This window comes from Bradyrhizobium sp. SZCCT0148 (genome assembly GCF_018129985.1).
In the GTDB taxonomy this organism is placed as follows: domain Bacteria; phylum Pseudomonadota; class Alphaproteobacteria; order Rhizobiales; family Xanthobacteraceae; genus Bradyrhizobium; species Bradyrhizobium japonicum_H.
In genome coordinates this window covers 246,559-259,897 of the sequence record NZ_JAFCKT010000005.1, presented here as the reverse complement: position 1 = coordinate 259,897, position 13,339 = coordinate 246,559, and the positions used below count along the sequence as shown (strand labels likewise).

Sequence of the window (13,339 nt, the reverse complement as noted above, 5' to 3'; positions counted from 1 at the left end):
TGACGACCGATACCCCTACTTATTTCTCATTCCTCCTCACGCGTCCGTGGCTTTGCGGCCGCGACCGTTTGTCGCTAGAACAGTCCCTGCAACAAAGCCCAAACAACAACACACAGGGAGAAGAACAACCATGCAAAAACTCATCGCCGCAGTCGCGGCCGGCCTTGCGCTCGCCGCCACGTCGGGCACGGTGCAGGCGCAGATCTCCGACGACGTCGTCAAGATCGGCGTCCTCACGGACATGTCGAGCCTCTATGCGGACGCGACCGGCAAGGGTTCGCTCGCCGCCGTCGAGATGGCGGTCGCCGATTACGGCGCCAAGGTTGCGGGCAAGCCCGTGCAGGTGGTTGCCGCCGATCACCAGAACAAGCCCGATGTCGGCGTCAACATCGCGCGCAACTGGTACGACAACGACAAGGTCGATGCGATCTTCGACGTGCCGACGTCCTCGGTGGCGCTGCCGATCTCGGCACTGACGCGCGAGAAGAACAAGATCAACATCAACTCCGGCGGCGGCTCGTCTGATATCACCGGCATCGCCTGCTCGCCCAACACCGTACACTGGACCTACGACACCTATGCGCTGTCGAACGTCGCCGGCAAGGCGATGGTCAAGCGCGGCGAGGACACCTGGTTCTTCGTCACCGCCGACTACGCCTTCGGCATGGCGCTGCAGCGCGACGCAGCCAACGTGGTCAAGGAGAGCGGCGGCAAGGTGCTCGGCGAGGTGCGCCATCCGCTCAATTCCTCGGACTTTTCCTCATTCCTGCTGCAGGCCCAGGCCTCCAAGGCCAAGGTGGTCGCGCTGGCCAATGCCGGCGGCGACACCACCAACGCGCTGAAGCAGGCAGCCGAGTTCGGCCTGGTGCAGGGCGGCCAGAAAATGATCGCGCTGCTGCAGGAGATCACCGACACCCATTCGCTCGGCATCAAGGCGACGCAGGGCCTGATCGTCACCGACGCGTTCTACTGGGACATGAACGAGGAGACCCGCGCCTTCTCCAAGCGCTTCAACGAGAAGGTCGGCCACATGCCGACCATGATCCAGGCCGGGCTCTATTCGGCGACCATGCACTATCTGAAGGCGATCGACGCCATCAAGACGGACGAGGCGCCGAAGGTGATGGCGCAGATGCGCGCCACGCCGGTCAACGATTTCTTCGCCAAGAACGGCAAGATCCGCATCGACGGCCGCATGGTTCACGACATGTATCTTTTCGAGGTCAAGAAGCCCGAGGAATCCAAGGGCGAATGGGACCTCTACAAGCTGATTGCCACCGTGCCCGGCGACGAAGCGTTCCGTCCGCTCGACAAGGGCGGCTGTCCGCTGGTGACGCACTGAGCGGTGGCGAGCTGGTATCAGAAAAGACACGACAGCGCGCCCGGTGAAAACCGGGCGCGCTTCGCTTAGACAGTCAGGTGAGCCGTATTACTCCGAGTACTTGAACTCGGGCATGTTCTTCAGCTCGTCCTTGGTCGCGTTGAACACGGCGTGGTCGGGATACCACTTCGAGGTCGACGACGTGGTCGTAGCGGCCGGGGCCATCGTCGTGGTCTTCTCGGTGCCGGTCGCAGCGCCGGTCGTGGTGGTCGTCGTCGCCGGCTTGGTGGTGGTGGTCGAAGCCACCGCCTCGTTGACGAACTTCAGCTTCTCATAGGGCACGGCGACCAGATGTTCGCCCATGCCGAGGAAGCCGCCGACGCCGATCACGGCGATCTTGATGTCACCGCTCTTGTCCATCAGGAGGTCGCTGATCGTGCCGATGTTTTCGTTGGCGTCGTTGTAGACCTTCAGGCCATCCATCTTCGAGGTACGCCACTGGCCAGACGCCGTCGTGGTGGTCGTCGTAGCGGTGGTGGCGGCAGGCGCCTTGTCGGTGGTGACAGTCGGCGACTGTGCGAACGCAACGGTAGCAAGCAGTGCGGTGCCGGCAAGACCGGCGGCGATCGATTTAATCATGTTGTCCTCTCCTTCACAAAAAACTCGTGTTGAGAAAACAGCGATGATCCCTCGCGGTTCCGTGCGCGCCGCAATTTCGTCGCGCGCTACGTGATTGCACCAATCTGCGAGAACTGTTCCTGGGTCACCCAGGAACATTTCGGCGCCCGGATCCCCGCCGGCGATCGTGCGCCCTGGGTGAAGCACGATCGCGGCGAGGACCCGCGCCGACCCGCGTCGCTCAGGTCAGCTCTTGTAGTCGATCAGAAGCGCAGAGAAGTCGGAAGTGCCGGACGAGCCGCCATTGGCGCTGTAGGACGAGCTCGACGATTGCGACTGCTGCAGCGCCTGAAGAAACTGCTGGAGGATCTTGGCCGTCGTCGCATCGGTCGACGTGCTACTGGTCGAATCCGTGGACGACGCCGAATCCGAAGAGCTGTCGTCCGGCGGCGGGCCGGGCGGAGGTCCGCCTGCACCACCGGGGCCGCCCGCCGCGCCTGGACCGCTCGCGAAGGCGGACTGAAACACGTTCTTCAGCTCCTCGGCCTGGTCCGAGGTCAGCGTCCCGTTCGACACCTGGTTCGAGATGAGGTCGTCGATCTTCGATCGCATCTCGTCCTTGGAGGGACGTGTGCCGCTCGACTGGTCGCTCGACCGGCTCTGCCGAAGGGCGGTGTCGATGTCGGTCAGTGCGGTCGAGAGCGCCGACTGGTCCGACGACGAGATCGTGCCGGCGGACACTTCCGATTGCAATTCCTGCTGCAGCCTCTGCAGCGGCGACTGGTGGTTGCCGGCGGAGGCCGCCGAAATCGAGGTCATGATGGCTCCGTGGATCTTGCGGGGTTTCGTCGCGAACCACGCCACGGTATGGTTAACGGCCTTAACGAGACCTTGCCGCTCCGCAGCCCGGCGATTGCCGCTTGTTGCGGAAAGCCGGGCAGAAACAATCCGACACAAAAATCTTCGCCTTTTGGCCCGAATCTTGGACAAACAAAGCGCATGGCCATTCCCAATCCCAACATCCTGGTCGTCGAAGACGACCGCGAAACCCGGACGTTGATTGCGAAGTACCTGCGCAACAATGCCTGCAACGTCACCGCCGTGAGCGATGGCCGCGAGATGTCGCGCGCCATGGCCGATCACCGCATCGACCTGATCATCCTGGACGTCATGCTGCCAGGCGAGGACGGTCTCAGCCTGTGCCGCAAGGTGCGTGCCGAGGCCCAGACGCCGATCATCATGCTGACCGCGCGCGGCGAGGACGTCGACCGTATCGTCGGCCTCGAGATGGGCGCGGACGACTACCTGCCGAAGCCGTTCAATCCGCGCGAGCTGCTCGCCCGCATCAACGCGGTGCTGCGCCGCCAGGCCGCGGCTCGAGCGGCCAGCTCGATCGAAGGCGTCTCCACGCTCACTTTCGAAGGCTGGCACATCGACCTGCGGCTGCGCGAGCTACGCAATCCCGACGGCGCGCGCGTCGCGGTGACCAGCGCCGAATTCGATCTGTTGCGCACGTTCTGCGAACGGCCCGGCCGCGTGCTGTCGCGCGACAGCCTTCTCGACCTCACCCAAGGGCGCAACACCGGATCGTTCGAACGGTCCATCGACGTGCTGGTCAGCCGCATCCGCCGCAAGATCGAGCCCAATCCGGCCGACCCCATCCTCATCAAGACGGTGCGCTCCGGCGGCTACCTGTTCACGCCGAGAACGCAGCCTGCAAGCCCCTTGACGGCAGGCACTGAAGCAGTTGCGGCGCCCCTGAGCAGTTGAAGGGGACGCCGACGATGAAGTCGTTCGGGTTCTTCCACCTCAAGGGGATCGGCGGGCAGATCGCCGCCTTGGTGCTGGCATCGACCGTCGCGCTCCATCTCGTCGTCACCACCGCGTTCCTGATCAGCCGGCCGGACCGCTCCGACATGCCGCCGGACGGCGCGCATCAGCTGACCGATGCCGCGCTGCTGCTCGGTTCGGCCGAGGCCGGCGAACGTCCGCGCCTGGTCGCCGATCTCGCGCGCGCCTTCCCCAAGCTCGGCATCGAAATGCTCGCGCCCGGCACAGTGAGCGTCCAGGAGAGCGACAACCAGCACCTGCGCGCGATGCGCCATCACCTCAGGCGCGACTACAAGGCAGTGCAGCTGACTTCGGGTGGTACCGGATCGCGCGTCGGCATCGAGTTGCCTGACGGCACCATGATCGCCGGACGCGTCGATGGCGGGCCGCGGCCATGGTTCTGGGGCGCGCCCTGGTTGACGGCGCTGATGACCGCTTTCATCTGCGTCAGCGTGCTCGGGCTGTGGGCGGCGCGGGCGCTGGCGGCGCCGCTCTCGTCCTTCGCCAAGGCCGCCGAAAATTTCAGCCTCGACGGCGGCGCGGAGCCGCTGCCGGAGCGCGGCCCCGAGGAGATCCGTTCCGTGGCGCGCGCGCTCAACCGCATGCACGAGCGGATCGCGCGGCTGATGTCGGACCGCACCCGGATGCTGGCCGCGATCAGCCACGATCTGCGCACGCCGATCACGCGGCTGCGCCTGCGCGCCGAGTTCATCGAGGACGAGGGCAACCGCAAGCGCATGCTGATCGATCTCGACCAGATGCGATCGATGCTGGAAAGCGTGCTGTCGCTGCTGCGCAACGACCGCAAGGTCGAGGCGGTGACGCTGGTCGACATCGCCAGCACGCTGCAGCTCGTCGCCGACCAGTTCGGCGACATGGGCCATGTCGTGCATTATGACGGGCCGGCGTCCGCGACCGCCGCCGCGCGGCCCGACGACCTGCATCGCGGCATCACCAATCTGGTCGAGAACGCGGTGCGCTTCGGCGCCGAGGTGACGATCCGTCTCGACGTCTCCGACACCACGCTCGTCATCGACGTCGAGGACGACGGCCCCGGCATTTCGGACGCGCGCAAGCAGGAGATGCTGGAGCCGTTCGTGCGCGGCGACGATGCGCGCACTATGGACGAGTCCACCGGCTTCGGGCTCGGCCTGTCGATCGCGCGCGCCATCGCGCTCGCCCATGGCGGCGAGCTGTCGCTGCACGACCGCGAGCCGCACGGACTGATTGTGCGGATGCAATTGCCGCTCCGGCAGCAGCCGCGGCTCGCGGCCTAATTCACGCCGCGAGCGGCGGGCGCTCGACGGCGACCTCGTCGAAGATCGCCACGGCCTCGAAGCGATAATTGCAGGCGTGGCAGGTCCAGAGATAGGAGACACGTCCCTCGCCCGGCTCGATCCAGTCGGGCCGCGGGATCGGCGTGCCGCATTGGGCACAGGGGTTTTGCTTGGGGGTCTCTCTGAGGACTGCTTTTGTCATGGCACCTCTCCCGATTTGCTAGCCGCTTCCTACTCGCTTTCGCGGCCCCGCGCGACTAGACAGCCTTGCTGCCGCGAACGGTCATCCGCCTGAGGGAACCCGTACCCCGGCATTGAGTCGTAACAACGGCTCGGCGCCGCCAAATCGTTAACGGCGGCGTTTGGTCACATCATCGCCGCGTTCGAGAGGCCTATCGGCATCGGGCGCAGGTCACTCATAGGACCTCAGGAATATCTGATGAAATTTTTACGCATTGCCGCGCTGCTCGCGGCCGGATTGACACTGCCGCAGGCCGCCTTTGCCGGTGAAGCGGAATATGCCGAGATGGTCGCGGCGCATGCCCGCGCCAACGGCGTGCCGGAGGCGCTGGTGCACCGCGTCATCATGCGCGAGAGCCGCTACCAGCCGCATCTGGTCGGCCGTGGCGGCACCATCGGGCTGATGCAGATCAAGCTCGCGACCGCCCGCGGGGTCGGCTACACCGGCGATGCCGCCGGCCTGCGCGATCCCGACACCAATCTCACCTATGCCGTGAAATACCTGGCCGGCGCCTATCGCGCCGCCAATGGCGACCACGCCCGCGCCGTGCGCTATTTCGCCGGCGGCTATTACTACGCCGCCAAGCGTCAGCGGCAGGAGACGGTGCAGATCGCCAACATGGGCGACACCATGGGCCAGCCCTGGCTCGAGCCGAACGGCAATCCGCAACCGATGTTCGGCAACGTCCCGCACCGGAAAATGGCCCAGCGTGTCCGCAATGCGCGGGCGCAGGCGGCGCAGTAAGCTCGCGTGTCCCGGACGCGCTGCGACGCGTAGCGTTGCTGCGCAGAGCCGGGACCCAGCCTATCCGACGCAAAAACGGGCCCCGGCTCTGCGACGCATCACGCCGCCAAGAGGCGGCGCGCTGCATCGCGCCCGGGGCACGGACGGTGGGTTCCGTCTGTAACGCGTTGACACTAGCCCCCACTGTCCTACATTAGACCTGTTCCGAGGGGTGCTCCGAGGAGGAGCTGAGATACCGCTAAATGGGCAATACCGCCCAGGACCGCGGTGACCCTTTGAACCTGATCCGGGTCATGCCGGCGAAGGGACAGGGATGTTACAGACGACCAAGCGACCGGAGTCTCCGGTATCCATCATCGGCGCAGGCATTGCGGGAGCCTGGCAGGCCCTGCTGTTCGCGCAGGCAGGCCATGCCGTGACCTTGCACGAGCGCGGTGACGAGGCGATGACGGACGCCACCAGCCATTGGGCCGGCGGAATGCTCGCGCCCTATTGCGAGGCCGAGGTCGCCGAACCCATCATCAGCCGCCTCGGGCTGCGCTCGCTCGACCTCTGGCGGCGCGAGCTGCCGGACACGCCGTTCAACGGCTCGCTGGTCGTGGCGCATCCGCGCGAGCGCAACGATTTCGAGCGCTTTGCCCGCATGACCGAGGAGCACCGCCGGCTCGATGCCGCAGGCCTCGCCGCGCTCGAGCCGTCGCTGGAGGGCCGCTTTCGCGATGCGCTGTTCTTCCCGGCCGAGGGCCATGTCGAGCCGCGCCGCGTGCTGCCGCAGTTGCACGATCGCATCCGCGCCGCCGGCGGCACCATCAAGTTCGGCAGCGACGTCTCGGCAAGCGATCTCGCGAACGATCCCGATGGCATCGTCATCGACTGCCGCGGCCTCGGCGCCCGCGACGAACAACCCGAGCTTCGCGGCGTCAAGGGCGAGATGATCCTGATCGAGACCAGCGAGGTGCAGCTGGCCCGCCCGGTGCGGCTGATGCATCCGCGCTGGCCGCTCTACGTGATCCCGCGCGAGGCCAATCTGTTCATGCTGGGCGCGACCTCGATCGAGACCGAGGCTAACGGCGTCAGCGTCCGCTCCGCGCTGGAGTTGCTGGGTGCGGCCTACACGGTGCATCCTGCGTTCGGCGAAGCCCGCATCGTCGAATTCGGCTCGGGGCTTCGTCCCGCTTTTCCCGACAACCTTCCGCGCATCGGCATTCGCGGCAGCACGATCTCCGTCAACGGCCTCTACCGCCACGGCTTCCTGATCGCGCCCGCCCTCGCCGAGCTGACGCTGGCCTATGTCGAGCGCGGCCAGATCGACAACGAGGTGATGCGATGCGCGTGATCGTCAACGGCGAGCAGCGCGAGGTGACTTCGGCAAGCGTCGACGCGCTGCTCTCCGAGCTCGACTACGAAGGCACCCATTTCGCCATCGCGCTGAACTACGACGTCGTGCCGAAAAGTCGCTGGGCCGAGACAAGCCTGAAGCCCGGCGACGAGATCGAGATCATCACGCCGCGGCAGGGAGGGTGATGGTGATGATCTCATCCAACACATCCCTGTCATCGCCCGGCGAAAGCGCGGAGCGCGTCCTGGAAAGCAAGACCGGGCGATCCAGTACGCCGCGGCGTCTCGGTCCCAGCCGCTCTGCCGCGGCGTACGGGATCCCCGCCTTCGCGGGGATGACAGCTGCATCTGGGTTGACGGCTGAACTCAAGGAGACACCTTCATGGTGACCTTCTACGGCAAGACCTTTGCCTCCCGCTTGCTGATCGGCAGCGCGCTCTATCCCTCACCCGCGATCATGCAGGACGCGATCCGCGCGTCCGGCTCGAATATCGTCACGGTGTCGCTGCGGCGCGAATCCGCCGGCGGCAAGACCGGGGATGCGTTCTGGAAGCTGATCCGCGAGCTCGACGTCACCGTGCTGCCGAACACCGCCGGCTGCCGCACCGTGCGCGAGGCCGTGACCACGGCAAAGCTCGCGCGCGAACTGTTCGGCACGAGCTGGATCAAGCTCGAGGTCATCGCCGACAACGACACGCTGCAGCCCGACGTCGTCGGCCTGGTCGAAGCCGCCGGCATCCTGATCAAGGACGGGTTTGACGTGTTTCCCTACTGCACCGAGGATCTCTCGGTCGCCAACCGCCTGGTCGACGCCGGCTGCAAGGTGGTGATGCCATGGGCCGCGCCGATCGGCAGTGCCAAGGGCATCACCAATCGCGATGCGCTCAAGCTGCTGCGCGAGCGCCTGCCCGACATCACGCTGGTGGTCGACGCCGGTCTGGGCGCGCCCAGCCACGCCGCCGAGGCGCTCGAGCTCGGCTTCGATGCCGTGCTGCTCAACACCGCGATCGCCAAGGCCGCGGACCCGATCGCGATGGCCAACGCTTTCCGCCTCGGTGTCGACGCCGGCCGCACCGCTTATGAAGCCGGGCTGATGAACGCCCGCGACTTCGCCTCCCCGTCCACCCCTGTCGTTGGGACCCCGTTCTGGCATGCCGTATCCTGATCGCTTCTATCCCGTCGTCGACAGCCTCAATTGGGTCGAGCGCCTGACCAAGCTCGGCGTCGGCACCATCCAACTGCGCGCCAAAGAACTGAACGACGCCGACGCGCTGCAGATCGTCAGCGACGCGCTGGCGATCACGAAAGGCACGCAAGCCAGGCTGGTCGTGAACGATTACTGGCGCGCCGCGATCGTCGCGGACGCAAAATATCTGCATCTCGGCCAGGAGGACCTTGCCGACGCCGACCTCAAGGCGATCCGCGAGGCCGGCCTTTCGCTCGGCATCTCCACCCATGACGACGCCGAGCTTGAAACCGCGCTTGCCGCCAAGCCCGACTACGTCGCGCTCGGCCCGATCTTCTTCACCACGCTCAAATCGATGCGTTTCGAGCCGCAGGGCATTCCGAAGATCACCGAATGGAAGAAGCGCATCGGCAGCATTCCGCTGGTCGCCATCGGCGGCATCAAGTTCGAGCACGCCGCGGAGATTTTTGCGGCGGGCGCGGATTCCATCGCGGTGGTGTCCGACGTCACCCAGAATGCCGACCCTGACGCAAGGGTCCGGCAGTGGCTCGGCCTGAAGGAGGCTGCGTGATGCAGGCCCCCCTCCTACCCCACACTCCACTGCCATCGCCGGCTTGACCGGGATGACAGCTGTAATTGACGCCCGCGCCGCGACCTCAACGAAATAACCCGGAGGATTCCATGAACATCCGCTCCAACCCTGAAAGAACCGTCCCCGCCGTCACCACTGGCCCGCTGCCGTCCTCGCGAAAGATCTTCGCGACCCCCGACGCCGCACCCGACCTGCGCGTGCCCTTGCGCGAGATCATCCTCTCCGAGGGCGCCGGCGAGCCGAACCTGCCGGTGTACGACACCTCCGGCCCTTACACCGATCCGTCCGTGACGATCGACGTCAACGCCGGCCTCCCCCGCAATCGCAAGGCCTGGGTGCTGGAGCGCGGCGGCGTCGAGGAATATCAGGGCCGCCAGGTCAAGCCGGAGGACAACGGCAGCGTCTCCACCGACAAGGCCGCGCGCGCGTTCAGCGCCTATCACAAGCCGCTGCGCGGCCTCGACGGCCACAAGATCACCCAGCTCGAGTTCGCCCGCGCCGGCATCATCACCAAGGAGATGATCTACGTCGCCGCGCGCGAAAACCTCGGCCGCAAGCAGCAGCTCGAGCGCGCGGAAGCCGCCCTCGCCGACGGCGAGAGCTTCGGCGCCGCGGTCCCCGCCTTCATCACCCCCGAGTTCGTGCGCAGCGAGATCGCGCGCGGCCGCGCTATCATCCCCTGCAACATCAACCACTCGGAACTCGAGCCGATGATCATCGGCCGCAACTTCCTGACCAAGATCAACGCCAATATCGGCAACTCGGCGGTGACCTCGTCGGTCGAGGAAGAGGTCGAGAAGATGGTGTGGGCGATCCGCTGGGGCGCCGACACCGTGATGGACCTCTCGACGGGCCGCAACATCCACACCACCCGCGAATGGATTTTGCGCAATTCGCCGGTGCCGATCGGCACCGTTCCGATCTACCAGGCGCTGGAGAAGTGCAACGGCGACCCGGTCAAGCTGACCTGGGAGCTCTACAAGGACACGCTGATCGAGCAGTGCGAGCAGGGCGTCGACTATTTCACCATCCACGCCGGCGTGCGCCTGCAATACATCCACCTCACCGCCAGCCGCGTCACCGGCATCGTCAGCCGCGGCGGCTCGATCATGGCGAAGTGGTGCCTGGCGCATCACAAGGAAAGCTTCCTCTACACCCATTTCGACGAGATCTGCGACCTCATGCGCAAGTATGACGTCTCGTTCTCGCTTGGTGACGGCCTGCGCCCGGGCTCGATCGCTGACGCCAACGACCGCGCGCAGTTCGCCGAGCTGGAGACGCTCGGCGAACTGACGAAGATCGCGTGGGACAAGGGTTGCCAGGTCATGATCGAAGGCCCCGGCCACGTGCCGATGCACAAGATCAAGATCAACATGGACAAGCAGCTCAAGGAATGCGGCGAGGCGCCGTTCTACACGCTCGGGCCCCTGACCACCGATATCGCGCCGGGCTACGACCACATCACCTCGGGCATCGGTGCCGCCATGATCGGCTGGTTCGGCTGCGCGATGCTCTGCTACGTCACGCCGAAGGAGCATCTCGGCTTGCCCGATCGCAACGACGTCAAGGTCGGCGTCATCACCTACAAGATCGCAGCGCATGCGAGCGATCTCGCCAAGGGCCACCCCGCCGCCCAACTGCGCGACGACGCCCTCTCCCGCGCCCGTTTCGACTTCCGCTGGAGCGACCAGTTCAACCTCGGCCTCGATCCCGAGACCGCCAAGAACTTCCACGACGAGACCCTGCCGAAGGAAGCCCACAAGGTCGCCCATTTCTGCTCGATGTGCGGCCCGAAGTTCTGTTCGATGAAGATCACGCAGGACGTGCGCGACTACGCCGCAACGCTGAACGATCCGAACAGCATCGGCATGTCACTGAGCGGGACGGCCGAAGACGGCATGAAGCAGATGAGCGCGAAGTTCAAGGAGATGGGCGAGAGCCTGTATCTGGATGCGGAGAAGGTGAAGGAGAGCAATCGGGTGTTGTGAGGCTTGATGGCTTGATTCGACCGAAGCGGGGGTGATCGTTATGTTACCCCTGCGATTCCGTCGACGAACGTAAGCGCGAACGAGAATTCCTCCCTGCAATGAGCTTCACGAGCGGATTGGAGCTGCAAGCGTATGGACGCGTCGCGCAAGCACTTGCGCGTCATGCGTATGCGATGGCCGTTTCCGAAGATAAAAATTATCGCAAGGCATTTCCGGACGCTCCGGGACCCATCTACTATCATTGTTCGACGTCCACGTTCGAAGCGGTCGCACATGATCTGTGGCGACTCGGCATTCTCCGCCCGTTGGATCAGCGGGGAGCTTGGGCCTTCCATTTTGTGTTCGATTGTCCGATCGATGAAGCCAATCTTGTGGCTGAACGGAACGCAGCGGCCGGCCCGGCGCTCGTACAGCTTCTGACAACGTTCATCAACCTCTTCGCGGATTTCGGAGCCCAGTATTGGGGTTTCTCCACCACGCCAGACGTCCCTTTCGGCCTGAATGCCCGGCTGACTCCGACGTTCGACGCGCTTGCCTCCATCGGTTATCTCACCAAGAGCGAGCAAGGCTACACCTGGACTTACCTAATCGCGCCCATCATGCGTGGGTCCTACTTCGATGAGGAGTGGACGGCACATTGAGCGAGCGTGGCAAGCATAGCCCGGATGAGCGAAGCGACATCCGGGATTGATGTTGGACCCGCATGTCAATAACGCTTGTGCGGGCTACAACTCTGCGGACAAATGGATTGCCCGTCCCTCCTTCCCACCGCCTCCCCGACCAACTTCGTCCCAACCTCCGCCTCGTCTTCGTCGGCACCGCCGCCTCCACGCGCTCGGCCGAACTCGGGCACTACTACGCCCATCCCGGCAACCGCTTCTAGCGCGCGATCCATGAGGCCGGCATCACGGCGGCGATATCAGCCGGGGGAGTCCACGGCGCTGATCGCGCTTGGGATCGGCCCCACTGATCTCTCCAAGTCGGGCGTCTCGACAAATTCGTCGTCCCCGCCTATTCTAACAGCATGAACATCATTCGCCGCACGCTGGAGATCGACGCCGACACCGATGCGCGTTTGCGCGAGATGGCCGACGAGCGCGGGCAGGATGTCGCCGCCGTGCTCGCGGAAGCCGTGGCGCTGCTCGATTCCGTGGTCGATATCGCCGGCCCGGATATCCAAGAGGACCGCCGCCGGCTGGATGATTTCAAAAAGACCTGCGCCGCCGTGCCTCTCGACGAGGTGAAGGACTGGGTGGCGAGCTGGGGTTCGGCGAAGGAGCTGCCGCGCCCGGCGGTGCGCAGGATCGGATGATCCTGCTTTCACCCGACGCCGTTGAGGACGTCGAGCGATTGCGCCTTTTTCTCGATCAACATAGTCCGGGCGCAGCACAACGCGCGCTCGCGTCGATCTGGCGGGCAATCGAGCGGTTGCAGGAGTTTCCCGAGTTGGGAATGCCGACGGGAGACGCCGAACTGCGCCAGATCGTGGTCCGCTTTGGCGCGTCCGGCTACATCGTGCGGTATGCCGTGTTGGCCGAGGCACAGGACATCCTGATCACGCGGATATGGCATGGCCGCGAAGCCCGCAAGACGGACGAGTGAGCGTACGACGGACGATTGATTTGCCAGAAGCCCACCGCCTCCCCGACAAACTCCGCACCAACCTCCGCCTCGTCTTCGTCGGCACCGCTGCCTCGACGCGCTCGGCCGAGTTGGGGCACTACTACGCCCATCCCGGCAACCGCTTCTGGCGAGCGATCCATGAGGCCGGCATCACGCCGCGGCGCTATCAGCCAAGCGAGTTCGCAGCGCTGATCGAACTCGGAATCGGCTTCACCGATCTCTCCAAGTCGGGTGCCGGGATGGATCACCAGATCGCGGCGGAGACGATCGACGTGGCGGGCTTCAGGGCGAAGATGGAGACGTATCGGCCGCGGACGATTGCGTTCACGAGCAAGAAGGCGGCGAGCTTGTTTTACGGGCGGCCGTCGACGGCGATTGCGCTGGGGCGGCAGGTGCGCGATGCAAGCTTGCCCGAGATCTTCGTGCTGCCGTCGCCGTCGGGCGCGGCGTCCGGGCATTGGACGATCGAGCCGTGGCGCGAACTGTCGGAGTGGATCAATGCGCCAAGCGCGTCCCATCCACAGACCTCATCCTGAGGAGATCGCGAAGCGATCGTCTCGAAGGATGGAAGCGGGCGAGAT

16 protein-coding genes, 1 pseudogene and 1 riboswitch are annotated in these 13,339 nt (G+C 65.1%); of the genes and pseudogenes, 14 read left to right on the top strand and 3 right to left on the bottom strand.

What is annotated here, in order from left to right; genetic code table 11:
- The first annotated feature begins 130 nt into the window (after nucleotides 1-130).
- The gene (locus JQ580_RS18240) at nucleotides 131-1,342 is read left to right on the top strand and encodes an ABC transporter substrate-binding protein (RefSeq protein ID WP_212281431.1); all 1,212 of its coding nucleotides are present in this window, start codon (nucleotides 131-133) and stop codon (nucleotides 1,340-1,342) included.
- A gap of 87 nt (nucleotides 1,343-1,429) precedes the next feature.
- On the opposite strand, the gene JQ580_RS18235 is transcribed toward JQ580_RS18240, so the two are convergent.
- Both JQ580_RS18235 and JQ580_RS18230 read right to left on the bottom strand, forming a co-directional pair.
- Complete coding sequence (locus tag JQ580_RS18235) at nucleotides 1,430-1,960, bottom strand: PRC-barrel domain-containing protein (RefSeq protein ID WP_212281430.1); 531 nt, start codon at nucleotides 1,958-1,960, stop codon at nucleotides 1,430-1,432.
- 225 nt (nucleotides 1,961-2,185) lie between these two features.
- Nucleotides 2,186-2,758, bottom strand: a complete 573-nt coding sequence (locus JQ580_RS18230; RefSeq protein WP_212281429.1) for a hypothetical protein — start codon at nucleotides 2,756-2,758, stop codon at nucleotides 2,186-2,188.
- Nucleotides 2,759-2,938: 180 nt separating this feature from the next.
- On the opposite strand from JQ580_RS18230, the gene JQ580_RS18225 reads away from it, so the two are divergent.
- Together JQ580_RS18225 and JQ580_RS18220 are read left to right on the top strand one after the other, a co-directional pair.
- The gene (locus tag JQ580_RS18225) at nucleotides 2,939-3,709 is read left to right on the top strand and encodes a response regulator (RefSeq protein WP_212281428.1); all 771 of its coding nucleotides are present in this window, start codon (nucleotides 2,939-2,941) and stop codon (nucleotides 3,707-3,709) included.
- Between the two features lie 14 nt (nucleotides 3,710-3,723).
- The gene (locus tag JQ580_RS18220) at nucleotides 3,724-5,046 is read left to right on the top strand and encodes an ATP-binding protein (protein WP_212281427.1); all 1,323 of its coding nucleotides are present in this window, start codon (nucleotides 3,724-3,726) and stop codon (nucleotides 5,044-5,046) included.
- A 1-nt stretch (nucleotide 5,047) separates the two neighbouring features.
- Here JQ580_RS18220 and JQ580_RS18215 read toward each other — a convergent pair whose 3' ends face one another.
- Entirely contained in the window at nucleotides 5,048-5,248 is a 201-nt protein-coding gene (locus JQ580_RS18215) for a hypothetical protein (protein WP_212281426.1), read from the bottom strand.
- A gap of 237 nt (nucleotides 5,249-5,485) precedes the next feature.
- Here JQ580_RS18215 and JQ580_RS18210 point away from each other — a divergent pair, with 237 nt between their 5' ends.
- From JQ580_RS18210 to JQ580_RS18160, 11 genes and pseudogenes are all read left to right on the top strand, one after another.
- Nucleotides 5,486-6,031 (top strand): lytic transglycosylase domain-containing protein, encoded by a 546-nt coding sequence (locus JQ580_RS18210; protein WP_212281425.1) that lies wholly within the window; start codon nucleotides 5,486-5,488, stop codon nucleotides 6,029-6,031.
- A 197-nt stretch (nucleotides 6,032-6,228) separates the two neighbouring features.
- Nucleotides 6,229-6,356: riboswitch (TPP riboswitch) on the top strand.
- The gene (locus JQ580_RS18205) at nucleotides 6,345-7,367 is read left to right on the top strand and encodes an FAD-dependent oxidoreductase (RefSeq protein ID WP_212281424.1); all 1,023 of its coding nucleotides are present in this window, start codon (nucleotides 6,345-6,347) and stop codon (nucleotides 7,365-7,367) included. (Overlaps the previous riboswitch by 12 nt.)
- Nucleotides 7,358-7,555, top strand: coding sequence for a sulfur carrier protein ThiS (gene thiS, locus JQ580_RS18200; RefSeq protein ID WP_212281423.1), 198 nt, complete (start codon nucleotides 7,358-7,360; stop codon nucleotides 7,553-7,555). The genes JQ580_RS18205 and thiS overlap by 10 nt, the downstream gene beginning before the upstream one ends.
- 196 nt (nucleotides 7,556-7,751) lie before the next feature.
- A complete protein-coding gene (locus JQ580_RS18195) occupies nucleotides 7,752-8,534 on the top strand; it encodes a thiazole synthase (protein WP_212281422.1) in 783 nt (260 codons plus the stop codon).
- A complete protein-coding gene (locus tag JQ580_RS18190; RefSeq protein WP_212281421.1) occupies nucleotides 8,521-9,126 on the top strand; it encodes a thiamine phosphate synthase in 606 nt (201 codons plus the stop codon). The genes JQ580_RS18195 and JQ580_RS18190 overlap by 14 nt, the downstream gene beginning before the upstream one ends.
- A gap of 110 nt (nucleotides 9,127-9,236) precedes the next feature.
- Nucleotides 9,237-11,135 (top strand): phosphomethylpyrimidine synthase ThiC, encoded by a 1,899-nt coding sequence (gene thiC / locus JQ580_RS18185; protein ID WP_212281420.1) that lies wholly within the window; start codon nucleotides 9,237-9,239, stop codon nucleotides 11,133-11,135.
- 98 nt (nucleotides 11,136-11,233) lie between these two features.
- Nucleotides 11,234-11,776, top strand: a complete 543-nt coding sequence (locus tag JQ580_RS18180) for a hypothetical protein (protein WP_212281419.1) — start codon at nucleotides 11,234-11,236, stop codon at nucleotides 11,774-11,776.
- A 62-nt stretch (nucleotides 11,777-11,838) separates the two neighbouring features.
- Nucleotides 11,839-12,121: pseudogene (locus JQ580_RS18175) on the top strand (uracil-DNA glycosylase family protein); the annotation flags it as partial.
- 38 nt (nucleotides 12,122-12,159) lie between these two features.
- On the top strand, nucleotides 12,160-12,447 hold the full coding sequence (locus tag JQ580_RS18170) for a hypothetical protein (protein ID WP_212281418.1): 288 nt from the start codon (nucleotides 12,160-12,162) through the stop codon (nucleotides 12,445-12,447).
- Nucleotides 12,444-12,737, top strand: coding sequence for a type II toxin-antitoxin system RelE/ParE family toxin (locus JQ580_RS18165; RefSeq protein ID WP_212281417.1), 294 nt, complete (start codon nucleotides 12,444-12,446; stop codon nucleotides 12,735-12,737). The genes JQ580_RS18170 and JQ580_RS18165 overlap by 4 nt, the downstream gene beginning before the upstream one ends.
- Nucleotides 12,701-13,294, top strand: coding sequence for a mismatch-specific DNA-glycosylase (locus JQ580_RS18160; protein ID WP_409363211.1), 594 nt, complete (start codon nucleotides 12,701-12,703; stop codon nucleotides 13,292-13,294). The genes JQ580_RS18165 and JQ580_RS18160 overlap by 37 nt, the downstream gene beginning before the upstream one ends.
- Nucleotides 13,295-13,339 lie beyond the last annotated feature (45 nt).